This is a genomic window from Flavobacterium sp. GCM10023249, from assembly GCF_042653365.1.
In the GTDB taxonomy this organism is placed as follows: Bacteria; Bacteroidota; Bacteroidia; order Flavobacteriales; family Flavobacteriaceae; genus Flavobacterium.
On sequence record NZ_JBHSHZ010000011.1, the window covers coordinates 1 to 17,642 of the forward strand.

Genomic DNA, 17,642 nt, shown 5'->3' on the forward strand with positions numbered 1-17,642 from the left:
CTCTTCATCGTATAATTTTTAAAGCTTGCGCTTAATTTTGTAGACAAAGTGCTAGGTTATTCGAATCTTACAATTCCTCTTACTCTCTTTTTATTTGCTTCAAACATCTCTGTTTAAAGCGGCTGTCAATTCAATATGTCTATGAACGTTTCTTCTTATTTTTTCGCTAAACATCTTTCGTTGTTTGCGGGTGCAAAGGTATAAACTCTTTTTACATTACCAAAACTTTTTGAAACTTTTTTTTGAGAAAATTTTCTTTCCGTTTTTAGTGTCAATATTACTTAAGAACCTCTCCGTTGCGGGGTGCAAAGATAACATCTTTATTTTCTTCTTTCCAAATCTTTTTGCGATTTTTTTTAAGTTTTTATCTCTCGATTCAAACTCAATCACTTAGACTTTTTTAGAACATTATTATAAAGAACTTTGCTGTTTCGCATGTCACTTGTTGTTCAATGCGGGTGCAAAAGTACCACTTCTTTTTACATTTCCTAACCTTTTCATAACCTTTTTTACATCTTTTTTTTACTTCATCTGAACCTCAGTAAGTTAGACGTTAAAGTTTTTTACAGCTTTGTAGCACATCCGCTACACTACCCTATCACCATTGCACTATACAATACATAAAGTAGGCTTTTAGCAGGAGCGATGGCATGATTTTATATCCTTTACTAGTAGCCTTACACTACCTTTATATTACTTTGATACTACTTTGATACTACTTTGATACTACTTTGATACTACTTTGATACTACTTTGATACTACTTTGATACTACTTTGATACTACTTTGATACTACTTTGATACTACTTTGATACTACTTTGATACTACTTTGATATTACTTTGATACTACTTTAATACTACTTTGAACAATTCGATACAAACCTTATACCCTATTTAGGGATTATCATCATTGTAATTCTTGTGGCAGGCTATTGAAATCAACGGCTTTACTAAGTTCTACTTTTGGAAGCAACCGCTGTCAGGGTTGGAAACCGCTGACAGGGTTAGCTACTTAGTCGTTTCGAATTCTACACACCTATATATTTACTCCTATATATATAGGTGTACTTTCTATGAACCCAATGCTTGCGTGAGCGAGTGTAGTGGCATCCTTTTATCTATTGCCCAGAGTAGCGTTTGAACTTATCCAAATACAACCTATGGCAATAGATAAAAGATACAACGGAACACGCGACCCGAAGGAACGAAGGGGCACGCCATGAGTTGGATTATTGGAATACTAGATTATTAGAATATTTAGATTGTTAGACAGTTGAATTGATGAATAACAGCGATGAAAAGGATGAGGAATAGAAAATAAAAAGCACCTATATATAGGTGCTTTTTATTTATTGACTTGTTGTTTGATTCGCTTTTAGTTTTTCTTTCCACAATTTTCGCAATTCGGAATAATTCACCGAGACACGAGATTGTTGTTTCGGTAGCTTTCCTTCCGCAAAAGCCCTTTCCAAAATCCCTTCAATCAAAAAGTCTTCGGATACATTGCTTGGATCGTATTTCGATTTCAGATTGATATCAAACATTCGGGCGGTGCTATTGGACCAGAAGGCTTTCCAGCCACTTTTTAAATCCTTAATCAAATCAAAAGTAGTAGTTCCGGTTTGTCTGTGAATTAATTTCACCAATATTTGACCGTCTTTACGACTCATTTTTTTCAATTTATCTTCAAATTCATTGGTGAGATAATTTTCCACTAATTTGAAATACTTCTTTTTATCACGTTCAGATTTTAAACCTCGCATACCTTCATTCAACATTTCCAACTTATCCGCTGCTGTTTTTGCATAGGGATAGGTTTTAAGAACACGGCGTTGTAAGATCAAATAGCGTTTGCGTTCTTCTTCCGTTTTTAAAATAGGTTTATTCGATACATAGATTTCTTCCAACTGAATATTCAATTCGGCTAAGGTATCATTTTCGATTTCTTCAACTTCTGTAGAATCTTTGATTACTTGCGCATTCCCATAGGTTGCAAATAATAAAAAAAGAAGTAAGAATTTGATTGGTTTCATTCGTAAAATTTGTTTGTTCAAAAATATAAATTAATCAGCAAGTCTAATGCCAAATGCTTAAATTAGCCGAAAAATATTTTTATGGCATCAAAATCTATATTAAACAAAGCCTCTATGGCTTTTTTGGAAAGATATTTAAATAACGCATCCCCGACGGGTTACGAGAGTGAAGGTCAGAAAATCTGGATGGACTATTTGAAACCTTATGTAGATACTTTTATTACTGACACGTATGGTACTGCAGTAGGAATCATTAATCCGGATGCACCTTACAAAGTGGTAATTGAAGGACACAGTGATGAAATTTCGTGGTATGTAAACTACATTACCGATGATGGATTGATCTATGTTATTCGAAATGGTGGTTCAGACCATCAGATTGCACCATCAAAACGAGTAAACATTCATACGAAGAATGGAATAGTTAAAGGCGTTTTCGGATGGCCTGCGATTCATACCCGTGGTCGTGGGAAAGAAGAAGCCGCTACCCAGCACAATATTTTCATTGATTGCGGATGTACTACCAAAGAAGAAGTTGAAAAATTAGGCATTCATGTGGGTTGTGTAATTACTTACCCGGATGAATTTATGATTTTAAACGAAAATAAATTTGTTTGTCGTGCTATCGATAACCGTATGGGTGGATTCATGATTGCTGAAGTTGCCCGTTTACTAAAAGAAAATAAAAAGCAATTACCATTCGGTTTGTATGTAGTGAATGCTGTTCAGGAAGAAATTGGACTTCGTGGTGCTGAAATGATTACACAAACCATCAAACCTAATGTTGCAATTGTTACGGATGTTTGTCATGATACGACAACACCTATGATTGACAAGAAAATTGAAGGAGATCTTAAAATAGGACGTGGACCAGTAATTGCGTATGCGCCTGCGGTACAAAATAAACTTCGTGAATTGATAACCGATACAGCTGATGAGAAGAAAATTCCTTTTCAACGTCATGCTACTTCGAGAGTAACCGGTACCGATACTGATGCTTTCGCTTACAGCAATGGTGGTGTTGCTTCAGCTTTAATCTCTTTACCGCTACGTTATATGCATACCACTGTAGAAATGGTACACAAAGAAGATGTAGAAAACGTGATTAAATTGATTTATGAAACCTTATTAAAAATCGAAAAGAACGAATCGTTTTCGTATTTTAAATAATGAAACATATAGCCTTTTTATTGGTATCACTTTTTATTTATTTCAATTCCTATAGTATTACAGTAGTTGACCAATTTAAAAAAGTAGATTACAATAAAAAGGCTTTCTTTTATAGGAGTTTAAGAAATGAAGATAAATTGCAACACAATTTGTTCTTCGAAAGTTACTTCACAAATGAAATCAACCGAAACAGTGTTACTAAGCACAATAAGGATTTTACTTTTTGTTTAGCGTCGATTTATCAAATACAAAACAAACACATCAAAGCAATTGAGACTTTTAATTTATTGCTTAAACACCACAAGACCGAATTAAAACCACGGGATTTAACAGATATCTACGTTGGTCTGCAAGAGTCTTATTTACAACTCAACCTTTATTCTAAAGTTTTTGAGATCAATAATATTATCGAATCTTTAATTAAAAAAGGCTATGATTTTCCGTTATGGAGTTATAATATCAAAAGTAGACTTTTTTATCAACTGCGAGAATACAAAAAAGCAATTGTACAATTAGAAAAAGAGATTCATTTCTTGCAAAGCACCAAAAAAAGAGACTCATTAATCATTCCATCTGCATATAATGATTTGGGGCTTTTTTATTATTATGACAAGAACTATAGTAAAGCGTTAATCAACTACAACAAAGCTCTTCAAATTGCATCCATTAGTTTAAAAAACAACCCAAAAACACAAACACTACTCTCTTCGGTTGTACATATAAACATTGCTAAACTTTATATTTCATTAGAAAAATATAAAACTGCAAAATCAATCATAGAAGAAAAAGTATTCCCTTTAAAAGAGACTATAGACAAGGAAACTCTTTTAGAAGCGAAACTTAACTACACAAGAGCGTTATTAGGAAATAAACAACTGAAAGAAGCCTCCGAAAGAATAAAGGAATTGGACCGTTTAATTCAAAGCAAATCATCAAAGTATCTGCTTGGTTATTTGAATGTAAAATTAAATTACCATAAGCTAACCGGCCAGTATGCAATTGCATCAAGAGTACAGGATTCGATTATATCGCTTAATAACGAATATTTAGAAAATCTAAATAAAAAAATTAGAGAAAGTAGCGAATTGAATTATTTATATTCGGAAAAAGAAAAAGACGAAACTGAAAATACCCGAAAAATAAGAGCGTTTGAAAAAAAAATATTCTTAATCGTTATTGTAACTCTACTTATTATACTTTCTATTGGTAGTTATTCGATTTTAATTAACCGAAAGAAACGATTACAAATACAAGCCATGAATTTGTCTATTAAGGAGTCATTACTTGAAAAAGAATACCTTCTGAAAGAGATTCATCATAGAGTCAAGAATAATTTACAAATAGTTTCCGGTATCATTGAACTGCAAAAATTAAACATAGCTGATGATTCTGTAAAAGTCATTCTTGAAGACGGCCAAGCCAGAATAAAATCTATTGCTCTAGTGCATCAGATTTTATACCAATCCAATAATTTTGACAAAATCAATTTTAAAACATTTTTGAATGAATTACTAGAAGCTATTCGGGTTTCCTATCAATCAAAACATGACTCTTTATTATTTCAAAAGGAGATAGACGATATTGAATTGAACTTGAACACCTCAATATCATTAAGCCTTATAATCAATGAAATTATAACCAACAGTATTAAACATGCAACTATTGAGAAAGCCAAAAAAGTTATTTTTATTCGCTTCTTAAAAAAAGATAATGTCTTTGAACTCTTTATAAAAGACAACGGAAGCGGATTTTCAACGAATGTTTTAGACAACAAATCAAATTCTGTTGGAATTGATTTAATCAAAGGATTAACCAAACAAATTGATGGATCGGTACGTTTTAGCAACAATAATGGCGCACAGGTGTTAATTACATTTCAAGAAACGAAAAACAACCATCAAAAATAAGATACAGTACTATCATGAAAACCAATTCAGTTAAAGTTTTAATTGTCGAAGATGAATACATTACTCAAAAAACGATTACTTTATATTTAGAAGAATCAGGATATAACGTGGTTGGTGCAACGATGAATTATGACGAAACCTTGCATTTACTAAACACAACTGAAATTGATTTGGTTTTGTTAGACATCACTATTAAAGGAGAAAAAAGCGGTATTGAAATTGGCAATTTAATTCATAACCATTATCCTATTCCCCATATTTACTTAACGGCCTACTCCGATGAAAGTACCGTAAAAAATGCAATTAGTACAATGCCCTCTGCCTATTTGGTAAAACCTTTTACAAAAACAGATTTGTTTGTTGCAATAGAAACTGCAATGGCAAACTACAACTCGAAAAAAGAATTGCCTATAAAACAGGATATTATTTTTTTAAAACATAAAGAGTTTCATGTTAAAATAAACCTGGAGGAAATCAGTTACATAGAATCACAAAAGAACTATCTTTTATTATACACTGAATCTGAAGTATATAAATACCGTTCGACCTTAACAGATTTCAAGCCCAAATTACCAAAGCAGTTTATTCAGATTCACAAGGGTTTTATGGTAAACAAACACAAAATAAATGGATATAATTCCAATTCTATACTTGTTAACGATAAACAATTACCCATTTCTAGAACATTTAAAGATTCGGTTTATCGATTATTATAAATAAAAAGTTAATTATCCCTAAATCCGTTTATTTTATCCCACTTTTTTTAATTTAAAAATCCACTTATTCATATTTGCTCCGACAAACGACTTAAGCATATTATGAAAAAGATTTTATTTATTATTCTATTCCCTTTAGTTTCCTATTCACAGGTTGGAATTAATACCACTACACCAGACGCAAGTTCGATGTTAGATATTACTTCCAATGACAAAGGATTACTTATACCACGAATTTCAATACCAAATCTAAATGCTTCAGCGCCTGTAACAACTCCTGCAGTAAGCTTATTAGTATACAACACAAATTCAACAACTGGTGTTGGTTACTATTATTGGGATGGTCTAAAATGGATGTCATTAGCTGGAACTCCTAATTATTGGACCAAAGTAGGCAATGACATTTACAACAATAATTCAGGAAATGTCGGTGTAGGAACAACGAATCCAACGAACAAGTTTCATATTGAAAACATCGGCACCCCAATTTCTTTATTGAATCAAGGTTTTGAAACCAACACTATTGTCCCTTTAACAACAAGCGGAAATGCCAATTGGACAACTCAAACAACCCAAAAATACGCTGGTACATATGCTGCTAAATCAGGCGCCATAGGAAATAATCAAAATACTAATATGTCTACTACAGTTACAGTTCCTACCGGAGGAGCAACTTTAAGTTTTTATCTCCGTGTAAGTAGTGAATCTGGCTATGATTATCTGAAATTCTATATTGACGGTGTACAACAAACACAGTGGTCCGGAACAGTGAATTGGACACAACAAACTTATGTTTTAACAGCCGGGACTCGAACTTTAACTTGGGAATATAGCAAAGATAGTGGCACTGCTTCAGGAGAAGATGCTGCTTATATCGATGCTATTTCAATAAGCGCTGCTGCTCCGGCTGCTATGAGAATTGTTGATGGAAACCAAGGAACAGGTAAAGTTTTAATGTCAGACACCAATGGTAACGCTACTTGGCAACAACTCACCAATAGTAATATCGGAGATATTCCTAATATTGCCTCAATTCAAGGTATGACGATTCCAATTTGTAATTCAATATCAGTAGGAAGCACTGGATCATTCACTGTAAATGTAAAAGGGGTTTCCACTAATGTTGCTTGGGAGGTATTGAACAAACAAACTAAAAGTGGTTCAGCAACAGTGACTGATAATGGAGGAACCACAAGAACGGTTGCTTTAGCGCCAATAACGGCAGAGCGAATACAAGTAAGTTATACCTTCACTCCCCAACTCCCATTTAATCCATTAGGAATCATTTTTAATGCTTATAACGATAGTGGTTATCCTGATACATTTGTTTTAAATTATGCTGCAAGTGCACAGAATTCAATAACCGTTAATATTGCCAGAGCTGATTTATTTGCCAGTTCGACAAGCAACTGTTGGCAAGGGCAATTTTACTTTGATCTTTTCATAACAAATTAATTTTTTGTTTTCCCTTATCTTTTTCCTACTAAAACTAACCACTTAGATTTAATCATAAGTGGTTTTTTATTAAATTTACGATTCAAGCAAATACAATATGCAATCGAAAGCCACTACAGTTAGCGACTATTTAGACGAAATTCCAGAAGAAAGAAAGATTGGGTTTAACCGGTTACGAGATATAATACTACAAAATCTACCAAAAGGATTTGAAGAATGTATGAGTTATGGTATGATGGGTTATTCTGTGCCACATAGTATTTATCCAAATGGCTATCACTGCGATCCGAAAGTTCCACTACCTTTTGTGGGTTTAGCATCACAAAAAAACTTCATCGCTTTTTATCACATGGGGATTTATGCCGATGCCGAATTACTAAGTTGGTTCACTTCCGAATTTCCAAAGTATTCTAAGAAAAAATTGGATATGGGAAAAAGTTGTATTCGTTTCAAAAAACCAGAAGACATTCCGTTTGAATTGATTGGTGAACTGATGCAAAAGATAACCGTTGAAGAATGGATCAATACGTACGAAACAGTTTTTAAAAAATCCAAATAAGTAGTACTAACTAAAAACTATACAACTATGAAAATCTTAAAAAAAATTGTATTCGCACTTCTTGCATTAATTGGTATTTTTTTAATTGCTGGATTATTTATGAATAAAAATTACGCTATGGAACGGGAAATTACCATCGATGTTCCTAAAGACAGTGTATTCAATTATATCAAATATTTAAAAAATCAAGATCATTTTAGCGTCTGGAATCAAAAAGACCCTAATTCCAAAAGGACTTTCAAGGGTACAGATGGTGAAGTAGGCTTTGTTTACACTTGGGATAGTACAATGGATGATGTAGGTGCTGGGGATCAGGAAATTAAAAAAATAACTATTGGTGAACGAATTGATATGGAATTGCGTTTTAAGCGTCCGTTTGAATCGACCGATTATGCCTACTTCATTACAGAAGCTTCCTCTCCTTCACAAACCAAAGTAAAATGGGGATTTACGGGAACCATGCCTTATCCGATGAATGTTATCAAACCTTTCATGAATTTGGACGAAATGATGGGTAAAGATCTACAGGCTGGATTAGAACAATTAAAAGTTCTTTTAGAGCAAAAAAAATAGTTGTAAAAAAAGCCCCGTAAATTGGGGCTTTTTACTTTGACATGAATCGATTATGGTTTTAAAAGCTCCATCGCTTCCTTTGATTTAGAAGATTCCGCATATTTATAAGCAGTAAATCCTTTTTCATCTTTAACTTCTTTTTTAGCGCCTTTTGCAAGCAACAATTTAATAATTTCTACTCTATTGTAACGAACTGCATACATCAAAGGAGTAATACCATTTGAAGCTTCATTCGCATCTGCACCATACTCTAAAAAGGTTTTAACGGCTTCTAAATCACCTTTAGCAATGGCTGCACATAGCGGTGAATTTGTAGCAAGAACTACACTTTTTACTGGAGTTGAAACAGTTGCTGCAAAAGATTGCGTTCCAAGGGCACCAAGTGCTACACCTAAAATAACGATTGATTTTTTAAAATTACTTTTTGAATTTTCTTGAATTTTTGATTTCATGATGATTGATTTTTTTGATTAATGATTTATGTAGTAGACGAACAAATGTTGCCATCCGTTACAAGACTGACCTTACTATAACAAAATTTTAACACTTACCCATTGAACTATATTTATTTTCTTACAGTATTGCATAAAAAAAACCACGCAAGCGTGGTTTATGATCGTTATTGAAATTTTATTACCGATTCAAATACTCGGTAACATTCTTTTCTATACGCTGTTGAATTGAAGTTACATCTGCCTTTTCGAATTTTTCTCCTATGATATTCTCGTACAATTCAATATATCTTTCAGAAACAGTGCCAATATATTCGTCAGTCATTTCAGGAATTTGTTGTCCTTCTTTACCTTGAAAACCATTAGCAATAAGCCATTGGCGTACAAATTCTTTGGACAATTGCTTTTGTGCCTCACCTTTGTCTTGTCTTTCCTGATAGCCTTCGGCATAAAAATAACGAGAAGAGTCTGGGGTATGAATTTCATCAATCAAAACGATTTTTCCGTCTTTGGTTTTACCGAATTCGTACTTTGTATCCACTAAAATCAATCCACGAGAGGCTGCAATTTCAGTACCTCTTTGAAATAAAGCTCTAGTATATTTTTCCAAAACTAAATAGTCTTCTTCAGAGACAATACCGTTTGCCAAAATGTCTTCACGGGAGATATCTTCGTCGTGAACCCCTAAATCTGCTTTTGTCGTTGGCGTAATAATTGGTGTTGGAAATTTGTCATTTTCTTTCAATCCTTCTGGCAAAGAAACGCCACAAAGCATTCTTTTACCGGCAGCATATTCACGAGCAGCATGACCGGAAAGATAGCCTCTGATTACCATTTCCACTTTAAAAGGTTCGCACAAATGACCAACTGCCACGTTAGGATCTGGAGTCGCAATTAACCAATTGGGAACAATATCCTCGGTTAGTTGCATGAATTTAGTAGCTATCTGATTTAAGATTTGTCCTTTAAAAGGAATCCCTTTAGGCATTACAACGTCAAAAGCAGATAATCTATCAGTGGCAATCATGACCAATAGTTCGTCATTAATATTGTAAACTTCTCTTACTTTGCCTTTGTAAATTGATTTTTGACCCGGAAAATTAAATTGGGTTGAAGTGATTGTATTCATTAGAGTTGTGTTGTTGTATGTTTTTGTTTCGCAAAAGTAATTTATTTCAAAGGAATATAAAATAAAAAAGTCGTCTCAAAAGAAACGACTTTATAACTACTAAAATAAACCCAATTACATATTAATAGACCAAACCGAATAGCTATTCGGAGGACATTGAATTTTAACCCATTTATCACCCTGAGTTGTTGGATACCAAGAAGAATGGCCCGTAAAATCTTTAATTTGAGCATTCGACCAATTGGTTTGAATCCATCGTTCCTGCCAAGATGAAGAATTGTTCAGATAAACCACCAATCCAACATTTCCGTTATAGCCGTTTCTTCTAGCGATGTATTCATCATTATCGGCATAAAGTATCGAAGTCGTCCCGGTTGCTTTATTGTTGTGAATCCAAATCAAGTTGTTCAATTTGTTTTTATCCAACCACTCTTCGTAATCACGATAAAAGAGGGTAGGATATCCTTCGTGTGTTAAAATGTAAGCATACGCAAGGTTTTTTTTCCATATTTCATCGGTATCATGATTTGATACAAAAGTCACTGCTTTGTATGGATTTCTTTTCCACATCATATCATCGTTAAGCAATGCCAGATTATTACCATCGAACGCATCGTTCATTTTATAGTAACAGGCAAAATCAAACACCGAAGAATTGGCATTATTTGCCCACCATTCTAATGTATTGACATTAGCATCCCAATATTCACCCACAGAAAATCCTCCGACATTGGCATTCCAATTGTTGACCACCCACGGACCAAAACCTTTTACATAATCAAAGCGCCATCCATCGAATTTCATCGTGTTCTTGTAATATTTCCCTACAGCATCTGTTCTACCCCAAAGCCAATCCTGTACATACGGATTCGCATGACATAAATCAGGATAACCACCAAATGACCCTTCGTCATTATTCCCATAGGCATTTTTATAGAAATCATGGTAACTTCTTTGGAATTTTCCCGAAGCCACCCCAGAAAAGTTTGTCCAAGTTTGCGTACCTGTATATGGATTGTTTTCCAATTGGCCACCACTATTATGATTGATAACGATATCGGCATAAACCTGCATATTTTCGGTATGAGCTTGCGTGATTAAGCTCACCAATTCGGTTTTAGAACCAAAACGCGTTTCAATGGTGCCGTTTTGATTGAAGTCTCCGAAATCATAATAATCGGTTGGATCATATCCCATAGAAAACGGTCCGTTTTGCGCTTTGGATGCAGGTGGCAACCAAATAGATCCGATTCCGGCATTACCCCAAGCAGTCACTTTAGATTTCACAGTATTCCACCAAGTTCCGCCAGCAGGTACATCCCAGTAAAAGGCTTGCATCATAACTCCTCCACCCGGATTTGCTACATATTTTCCTGTAGTAGAATTATAGGTATTTCCTGTACTGAAAGGTTTACCGTCATGATTGGTAACGTTGATAATTTTAATTTTTTGGGCAGCTTCTAAAGAATTGCCATCTGTAGTATCGTCTTTATCACATCCAAAGGCTGTTAACAACAAAGACAAACACAACAATTTTGTGGTTGTTTGTTTCATAATTTCAGTTTTTTGTTTTTTGTTTTTTGTTTTTTGTTTGAAACTAAAATTATGCATTTTTATATAAGATAAACATTTAGAATTAGTTAGACCATAAACGAAAACGTTTTCGTGTTGAAAAGTTTTCAATTTAATCGATAAACTACGTTGTAGAAAATCACATAAAAATAAAAAAAGCACTGTTTTTCACAGTGCTTTTTTAAAATATTGACTTTCAACAATTAAGATGAAATTATTCTTTTTTGAAGTTCTGAAAAAAAAACCAATCCCTTTTTTTCAACTCCTGGAACAATTTCAAAATCTTCTACTCCATTTAGATTCAGAAAAACCAATCTGACGTCCTTTTTATTAATTTCAATATTTTTTATTTTCTCCAGTGGAATTTTATAGGTATTTCCCATTTCATTACTAAAATATCGGTACGCTAGAATGAGTACTACAATGAGCCCGATAGGAACAATTCTTTTGACACCATTATCCACCGTGATAGAAAACAGGAAAATAGCACCAATAACGATAAAGAAAACATAATACTTTCCCTTTTTAAATGCATTCTTTCTTACCGATTTAGTAGATTTCTCAAGTAACTCCTTTGTTTCCGACCAATTTCCTGAATTTGTCAAGTAGAGATTTTCGTCATTGCAATTAATGTATCCGTTACTGTACTTGAAAAATTCTTTCATTTCTTAATCCTGATTTTCGATACTTTTATAAGCATCAATGATTTTCTTCACTAGACGGTGACGTACTATGTCTTTATCATCCAAATAAATAATTCCAATGCCATCCACATCTTTCAGCACCAATAACGCCTCTTTCAACCCAGAAATAGTTCTTCTTGGCAAATCCACCTGGCCGGGATCTCCGGTAATAATGAATTTTGCGTTTTTACCCATACGGGTCAGAAACATTTTCATTTGGGAATGCGTTGTATTCTGAGCCTCATCCAATATCACGAAAGCATTATCCAGAGTTCTACCTCTCATGAATGCCAAAGGAGCAATTTGGATAATTCCTTTTAGCAAATAATCTTCCAAAGTTTGTGGTGGAATCATATCCCGAAGTGCATCATATAAAGGTTGCATATATGGATCTAGTTTTTCCTTCATATCACCTGGAAGGAAGCCAAGATTTTCACCTGCTTCTACTGCAGGTCGCGTTAGGATGATCCTTTTAACTTGTTTTTCCTTCAATGCCTTTACAGCTAGTGCAACACCAGTATATGTTTTTCCTGTACCTGCAGGTCCAACAGCAAACACCATATCATTTTTACGAACATAATCAACCAATTTTTGTTGATTCGGAGTCATTGCTTTGATTAGCTTTCCACCGATACCATGTACTAAAATCTGATCACTTGCATCCATCACACCGGTTTGCTGAGCATCACCTTCAATTACGCGCATGATCACATTATCATCGATATTATTAAAACGGGAGAAATGTGTCATTAAACGCCTAAATCGAATTTCAAACTCATCCAGTACTTCTTCTTCGCCAAAAGCTTTTAAAGTAGTTCCTCGTGCCACGATTTTCAGCTTCGGATAGTATTTCTTAATGGTTTCCAAATGGCTATCGTGTGCGCCCCAAAATTCTTTTGGTGCAATGTTCTCTAATTCGATTATTCTTTCGTTCAAAGGCTGAAAAATTTAGTTAACAATAAATTCGTTATGTTTCTCTCAAATCTACTAAATTTACCGAAACATTTCAGGAATAGTTATAAACAAAATAATGTCAATAATTACACTTACTACCGATTTTGGCTGGAAAGATCACTTTGTAGGTGCGCTTAAAGGAAAAATTCTCTCTGAAAACTCTGGAGTTCAGATTGTTGACATTTCCCATGATATCGATCTATTTAATATTTCGGAGGCGAGTTATGTTGTTAATGCTTCCTACAGTAGCTTTCCGAAAGGAACTGTACACCTAATTGGAGTAGATAACGAACGTAACAGAGAAACACAGCACATTGCCATGCAATGGAATGATCATTACTTTATATGTGCCGATAATGGTATTTTGAGCATTTTAACTCAAAAAATAAAACCCCAAAAAATAGTTGAAATCAACATTCACGATCGCTTACCGAGCCATTCGACCCATATGGATGTATTTATAACAGTTGCGAATCATTTATCGAAAGGCGGTGCTTTAAGTGTTGTAGGTAAAGAAATCACCGCAATTAAAGCATTGAACGAATTACAACCTACCGTAGCCAATGACTTCGGACAGATAAAAGGCTATGTAGTTTACATTGATCATTTTGGCAATTGTGTTACCAATATCACTCAGAAGCTTTTTAGTGATATTGGAAAAAGCCGACCCTTTGAAATTAAATTCGGTACCAAATCCATTAAAAAAATACACCAGTCGTATTCCGATTTTAACATTCGTGAGAATTACACATTAAAAGATTATGAAGGTGAGAAACTGGCATTATTCAATGAAGCTGGATTTTTGGAAATCGCTATCTATAAAAGTAACCCTAAAACAACGGGCACTGCACATTCTCTATTAGGATTAAAATACAGAGATGTAGTCAATATTGTTTTCAAATAAAATCAGACACAATGTTTGTACGTATAGTAAAATTAAGTTTTCACGAAGAGCATATTCCAGCATTTCTGGAGAATTTTGAAGTCATGAAAGACAAAATTCGTAATGCTCCTGGCAATCGTTTTTTGGAATTGTACCAAGACAAAAACAATCCATGTATTTTCTTTACCTATAGTTATTGGGAAACAGAAGAGGATTTGGAGAATTACAGAAATTCGGAATTGTTTTATGATGTGTGGACATTCACCAAAAAACTCTTTAACGACAAACCCGAAGCTTGGAGTGTCAATAAATTAGTAACGCTGGAATAATGAATAATTTTTTAAGGAAACTTTATTACAAGCTACCTGTTTCATCAAGATATACATTAAGGAAAATCATTTATTTTCCTTCGGATCTTTTCAGAAGAAAGGAGGCTATGGTACCTCCCAAAGGAATTATTTTTACCGGAAGCGGTGACTATCTGAAAGTAGGCAAACAATACTTTGACTATTTTCTGAAATATGGAAAAATAAGTCCGGATGATTCCATACTTGATATTGGATCGGGTATTGGAAGGATGGCTGTTCCTTTTACACAATTTTTATCCGAAAAGGGAACTTACGAAGGATTTGACATTGTAAAAATGGGAGTTGATTGGTGCACCGAAAATATTACCAAAAAACATCCCAATTTCCATTTCAGGTTAATCCCGCTACAGAATGACCTCTACTATTTGAACACTTCTGTCAAAGCGGAAGAACTTCGATTTCCTTATGCAGACAGTCAGTTTGATTTTATTTTTCTGACTTCTGTTTTTACACACATGCTGCCTTCAGATGTGGAAAACTACATACAGGAAATGAGACGCGTTATCAAAAAAGACAAAATCTGTTTTGCAACATTTTTTATTCTGGACGATGAAAGCAAAAACAGTATGTCTAAAAAAGGATTGAAGAATTTCCCATACGACATGGGTTATTACCGCCTTATGGATAAGAATGTCAAAGAAGCGAATGTTGCCTATGAAAAAAAATACATTTCCGATATCATAAAAAAGCATAATTTTGAAGTCTTAAATTTCATACAGGGAAACTGGTCCGGTATTGAAAACACAGAATTAAACGAACATCAGGATATTATCATATTTAAAGCGATCTAATGAGAGCCATATTATTTAAAGAATTCCGTTCCTTTTTCGGATCACCCATAGGCTATCTGGTTATAGCTATTTTCCTTATACTCAACGGTTTATTTCTTTGGGTTTTTGAAAACGAATACAACATACTCAACTCGGGATTTGCCGACATGACACCGTTTTTCACCATTGCACCATGGATTTTGTTATTCCTCATTCCGGCTGTTACCATGCGAAGTTTTTCAGACGAGAAAAAACAAGGAACCATGGAACTATTATTAACAAAACCAATGAGTTTATTGGAAATTGTCAATGGAAAATTCTTAGGTGCCTTTGTTTTGTTATTGATTGCTATAATCCCAACATTAGTATACGTAAAAGTAATTTATGATTTGGGCTTGCCTGAAGGCAATTTAGATTTTGGGAGTACACTAGGTTCTTATTTCGGATTATTGTTTTTAATGGGCGCCTATACATCTATAGGTATATATACTTCGTCGCTTTCCGACAATCAAATTGTTGCCTTTCTTTTGGCTGTATTATTGAGTTTTATTTTGTATTTCGGTTTTCAGGGTATTTCGAATTATGAAGCATTCGGAAGCTTTGGTAGTCTGGTTGCCTCTTTTGGGATGGACAATCACTACAAAAGCATGAGCCGTGGTGTGATTGACACCCGAGATGTGATTTACTTCCTAAGTATCACTGTTTTCTTTATTTTACTGACTGTTAACAAACTAAAATCCTATAAATTATAATGAATAAGTTAAAGACTTTAGTTGGTACCGTAATCGTATTACTTTTAATCAACATCGTTGGCCATTTCTTTTTTCATCGTTTTGATTTAACTGCAGACAAACGTTATACCCTTTCAGATACCTCTTTGGAAATTCTGAAAAATGCAAAAGAACCTGTTTATATCGATGTGTTTTTGGAAGGTAATTTCCCTGCCGAATTCAAGCGTTTACAATCGGAAACCAAACAAATACTAGACGAATTCAAAGCATACAATTCGAATATCGTTTATCAGTTTGTGAATCCGTTGGAAAATCCTGACGAAGCGGATGCTATAATGAATTCGTTTCTGGAAAGAGGATTAACTCCCATAAAAATCACTGTTGATGAAAAAGGAAAACAATCGGAAGAAGTGGTATTTCCTTGGGCTATTATCACTTATAAAAACAAAAGCACGAAAGTTGCCTTATTAAAAAACCGATTGGGCGCCACGACCGAGCAAAAGGTAGTCAGTTCTGTACAACATCTAGAGTATGCTTTTGCCGATGGTTTCAATAAAGTGACCACCGAAAAGCAGAAGAAAATAGCCGTTATTAAAGGAAAAAATGAATTACCGGATGCTTTCAAAGCTGATTTCCTTCAAACAGTACGTGATAATTATTTCATCGCACCATTTCCTTTGGATTCGGTAAGCAAAGATCCAGTTTTATTTACAAAAGCTTTAAAAACGTTTGATTTGGCTATTATTGCCAAGCCTAAATCCGCTTTCACCGATGCGGAAAAACAAGTTCTAGATCAGTTTATCATCAATGGAGGGAAAGCCATCTGGTTGATTGATGCAGTAAACGTTGACACCGAAGGATTGAATAAATCAGGTGTCGGTTTTGCATTCCCTACCGATTTAGGATTGAATGATATGTTCTTCAAATATGGCTTTCGTATCAACCCTATCCTAATAAAAGACTTACAAAGTGCGCCAATTGCTTTAGCTACAGGAAAACAAGGAAACGAAACACAATACCAAAAATACCCTTGGTTGTATTCGCCCTACATTTTCCCGGAAAGCAAACATCCTGTAGTGAATAATATTGACGGATTAAAATTAGAGTTCGCCAACAGCATTGACACCTTAAAAAACGGAATTACAAAAACGGTTTTACTTCAAACTTCCGCCTACTCCAAAAAAGTGGGTACACCTGTAGAAGTTGCATTAAAAATGGTAAACGAGAAACCTAATCCAGCCGACTATATGGCCGGGCATATCCCTGTGGGTGTTCTGTTGGAAGGAAAATTCCATTCGGTATTTGAAAACCGAGTTTTGGCATTCAAAGATCCGGCTTTCAAAGCCACAGGAGCTACATCTAAAATGATTGTGGTTTCCGATGGAGATATCATTAAAAATCAATTGGACGAGAAAGGACAACCATTGGAATTAGGTTTCGATAAATGGACCAATCAAGTGTATTCCAATAAGGAATTTTTAATGAATTGTGTGAATTATCTATTGGATGATAACGGACTTATCAACATTAGAAGCAAAGAAGTGGATTTACCTTTATTGGATAAAGAAAAAGTATATGAAAATTACACTTACACTCAAATACTGACAGTTGGGCTACCTTTGGTAATCCTATTCCTTTTCGGTTTAGTACTAACCTATTTAAGAAAAAGAAAATTCGCACGATAAT

At 34.3% G+C, this 17,642-nt stretch carries 17 protein-coding genes; 11 read left to right on the top strand and 6 right to left on the bottom strand.

What is annotated here, in order from left to right; all coding sequences use genetic code 11:
- Nucleotides 1-1,350: 1,350 nt before the first annotated feature.
- Nucleotides 1,351-2,034 (bottom strand): DUF4294 domain-containing protein, encoded by a 684-nt coding sequence (locus tag ACFO7M_RS10415; protein WP_379719064.1) that lies wholly within the window; start codon nucleotides 2,032-2,034, stop codon nucleotides 1,351-1,353.
- Between the two features lie 81 nt (nucleotides 2,035-2,115).
- Here ACFO7M_RS10415 and ACFO7M_RS10420 point away from each other — a divergent pair, with 81 nt between their 5' ends.
- The 6 genes from ACFO7M_RS10420 to ACFO7M_RS10445 all read left to right on the top strand — a co-directional run bounded on the left by ACFO7M_RS10420 (nucleotide 2,116) and on the right by ACFO7M_RS10445 (nucleotide 8,414).
- The gene (locus ACFO7M_RS10420) at nucleotides 2,116-3,204 is read left to right on the top strand and encodes a M42 family metallopeptidase (RefSeq protein ID WP_379719067.1); all 1,089 of its coding nucleotides are present in this window, start codon (nucleotides 2,116-2,118) and stop codon (nucleotides 3,202-3,204) included.
- A complete protein-coding gene (locus ACFO7M_RS10425; RefSeq protein WP_379735530.1) occupies nucleotides 3,204-5,111 on the top strand; it encodes a tetratricopeptide repeat-containing sensor histidine kinase in 1,908 nt (635 codons plus the stop codon). The genes ACFO7M_RS10420 and ACFO7M_RS10425 overlap by 1 nt, the downstream gene beginning before the upstream one ends.
- A gap of 14 nt (nucleotides 5,112-5,125) precedes the next feature.
- Nucleotides 5,126-5,827 carry a LytR/AlgR family response regulator transcription factor gene (locus ACFO7M_RS10430; protein ID WP_379735531.1) on the top strand — a complete coding sequence of 234 codons (702 nt, stop codon included), beginning with the start codon at nucleotides 5,126-5,128 and terminating at the stop codon, nucleotides 5,825-5,827.
- Nucleotides 5,828-5,929: 102 nt separating this feature from the next.
- Nucleotides 5,930-7,282, top strand: coding sequence for a hypothetical protein (locus tag ACFO7M_RS10435; protein WP_379735533.1), 1,353 nt, complete (start codon nucleotides 5,930-5,932; stop codon nucleotides 7,280-7,282).
- Nucleotides 7,283-7,379: 97 nt separating this feature from the next.
- Complete coding sequence (locus ACFO7M_RS10440; protein ID WP_379735534.1) at nucleotides 7,380-7,841, top strand: DUF1801 domain-containing protein; 462 nt, start codon at nucleotides 7,380-7,382, stop codon at nucleotides 7,839-7,841.
- Between the two features lie 27 nt (nucleotides 7,842-7,868).
- Complete coding sequence (locus ACFO7M_RS10445) at nucleotides 7,869-8,414, top strand: SRPBCC family protein (RefSeq protein WP_379735536.1); 546 nt, start codon at nucleotides 7,869-7,871, stop codon at nucleotides 8,412-8,414.
- 50 nt (nucleotides 8,415-8,464) lie between these two features.
- Here the strand turns inward: ACFO7M_RS10445 and ACFO7M_RS10450 are convergent, their stop codons facing one another.
- From ACFO7M_RS10450 to ACFO7M_RS10470, 5 genes are all read right to left on the bottom strand, one after another.
- A complete protein-coding gene (locus ACFO7M_RS10450; protein ID WP_379719082.1) occupies nucleotides 8,465-8,866 on the bottom strand; it encodes an ankyrin repeat domain-containing protein in 402 nt (133 codons plus the stop codon).
- A gap of 181 nt (nucleotides 8,867-9,047) precedes the next feature.
- Entirely contained in the window at nucleotides 9,048-9,995 is a 948-nt protein-coding gene (locus tag ACFO7M_RS10455) for a phosphoribosylaminoimidazolesuccinocarboxamide synthase (protein ID WP_379735537.1), read from the bottom strand.
- 114 nt (nucleotides 9,996-10,109) lie between these two features.
- A complete protein-coding gene (locus tag ACFO7M_RS10460) occupies nucleotides 10,110-11,549 on the bottom strand; it encodes an alpha-amylase (RefSeq protein ID WP_379719088.1) in 1,440 nt (479 codons plus the stop codon).
- A gap of 221 nt (nucleotides 11,550-11,770) precedes the next feature.
- Nucleotides 11,771-12,232, bottom strand: coding sequence for a hypothetical protein (locus tag ACFO7M_RS10465; RefSeq protein WP_379735539.1), 462 nt, complete (start codon nucleotides 12,230-12,232; stop codon nucleotides 11,771-11,773).
- Nucleotides 12,233-12,235: 3 nt separating this feature from the next.
- Nucleotides 12,236-13,186, bottom strand: coding sequence for a PhoH family protein (locus tag ACFO7M_RS10470; protein WP_250600970.1), 951 nt, complete (start codon nucleotides 13,184-13,186; stop codon nucleotides 12,236-12,238).
- Nucleotides 13,187-13,280: 94 nt separating this feature from the next.
- On the opposite strand from ACFO7M_RS10470, the gene ACFO7M_RS10475 reads away from it, so the two are divergent.
- The 5 genes from ACFO7M_RS10475 to gldG are packed head-to-tail and all read left to right on the top strand — an operon-like array spanning nucleotide 13,281 to nucleotide 17,641.
- The gene (locus tag ACFO7M_RS10475) at nucleotides 13,281-14,108 is read left to right on the top strand and encodes an SAM hydrolase/SAM-dependent halogenase family protein (protein WP_379719094.1); all 828 of its coding nucleotides are present in this window, start codon (nucleotides 13,281-13,283) and stop codon (nucleotides 14,106-14,108) included.
- A gap of 11 nt (nucleotides 14,109-14,119) precedes the next feature.
- Nucleotides 14,120-14,416: a putative quinol monooxygenase gene (locus ACFO7M_RS10480; protein ID WP_379719097.1), complete on the top strand. Its 297-nt coding sequence runs from the start codon at nucleotides 14,120-14,122 to the stop codon at nucleotides 14,414-14,416.
- Nucleotides 14,416-15,246: a class I SAM-dependent methyltransferase gene (locus ACFO7M_RS10485; protein WP_379735541.1), complete on the top strand. Its 831-nt coding sequence runs from the start codon at nucleotides 14,416-14,418 to the stop codon at nucleotides 15,244-15,246. The genes ACFO7M_RS10480 and ACFO7M_RS10485 overlap by 1 nt, the downstream gene beginning before the upstream one ends.
- Entirely contained in the window at nucleotides 15,246-15,977 is a 732-nt protein-coding gene (gldF, locus tag ACFO7M_RS10490; RefSeq protein WP_379735542.1) for a gliding motility-associated ABC transporter permease subunit GldF, read from the top strand. Before ACFO7M_RS10485 ends, gldF begins: the two co-directional genes overlap by 1 nt.
- A complete protein-coding gene (gldG, locus tag ACFO7M_RS10495) occupies nucleotides 15,977-17,641 on the top strand; it encodes a gliding motility-associated ABC transporter substrate-binding protein GldG (protein WP_379735543.1) in 1,665 nt (554 codons plus the stop codon). The genes gldF and gldG overlap by 1 nt, the downstream gene beginning before the upstream one ends.
- The last annotated feature ends 1 nt before the right edge of the window (nucleotide 17,642 follow it).

What these genes read in the sequence shown, in the direction of transcription:
- ACFO7M_RS10415 (WP_379719064.1), bottom strand. Translation starts at nt 2,034, where the DNA reads ATGAAACCAATCAAATTCTTACTTCTTTTTTTATTATTTGCAACCTAT.
- ACFO7M_RS10420 (WP_379719067.1), top strand. Translation starts at nt 2,116, where the DNA reads ATGGCATCAAAATCTATATTAAACAAAGCCTCTATGGCTTTTTTGGAA.
- ACFO7M_RS10425 (WP_379735530.1), top strand. Translation starts at nt 3,204, where the DNA reads ATGAAACATATAGCCTTTTTATTGGTATCACTTTTTATTTATTTCAAT.
- ACFO7M_RS10430 (WP_379735531.1), top strand. Translation starts at nt 5,126, where the DNA reads ATGAAAACCAATTCAGTTAAAGTTTTAATTGTCGAAGATGAATACATT.
- ACFO7M_RS10435 (WP_379735533.1), top strand. Translation starts at nt 5,930, where the DNA reads ATGAAAAAGATTTTATTTATTATTCTATTCCCTTTAGTTTCCTATTCA.
- ACFO7M_RS10440 (WP_379735534.1), top strand. Translation starts at nt 7,380, where the DNA reads ATGCAATCGAAAGCCACTACAGTTAGCGACTATTTAGACGAAATTCCA.
- ACFO7M_RS10445 (WP_379735536.1), top strand. Translation starts at nt 7,869, where the DNA reads ATGAAAATCTTAAAAAAAATTGTATTCGCACTTCTTGCATTAATTGGT.
- ACFO7M_RS10450 (WP_379719082.1), bottom strand. Translation starts at nt 8,866, where the DNA reads ATGAAATCAAAAATTCAAGAAAATTCAAAAAGTAATTTTAAAAAATCA.
- ACFO7M_RS10455 (WP_379735537.1), bottom strand. Translation starts at nt 9,995, where the DNA reads ATGAATACAATCACTTCAACCCAATTTAATTTTCCGGGTCAAAAATCA.
- ACFO7M_RS10460 (WP_379719088.1), bottom strand. Translation starts at nt 11,549, where the DNA reads ATGAAACAAACAACCACAAAATTGTTGTGTTTGTCTTTGTTGTTAACA.
- ACFO7M_RS10465 (WP_379735539.1), bottom strand. Translation starts at nt 12,232, where the DNA reads ATGAAAGAATTTTTCAAGTACAGTAACGGATACATTAATTGCAATGAC.
- ACFO7M_RS10475 (WP_379719094.1), top strand. Translation starts at nt 13,281, where the DNA reads ATGTCAATAATTACACTTACTACCGATTTTGGCTGGAAAGATCACTTT.
- ACFO7M_RS10480 (WP_379719097.1), top strand. Translation starts at nt 14,120, where the DNA reads ATGTTTGTACGTATAGTAAAATTAAGTTTTCACGAAGAGCATATTCCA.
- ACFO7M_RS10485 (WP_379735541.1), top strand. Translation starts at nt 14,416, where the DNA reads ATGAATAATTTTTTAAGGAAACTTTATTACAAGCTACCTGTTTCATCA.
- gldF (WP_379735542.1), top strand. Translation starts at nt 15,246, where the DNA reads ATGAGAGCCATATTATTTAAAGAATTCCGTTCCTTTTTCGGATCACCC.
- gldG (WP_379735543.1), top strand. Translation starts at nt 15,977, where the DNA reads ATGAATAAGTTAAAGACTTTAGTTGGTACCGTAATCGTATTACTTTTA.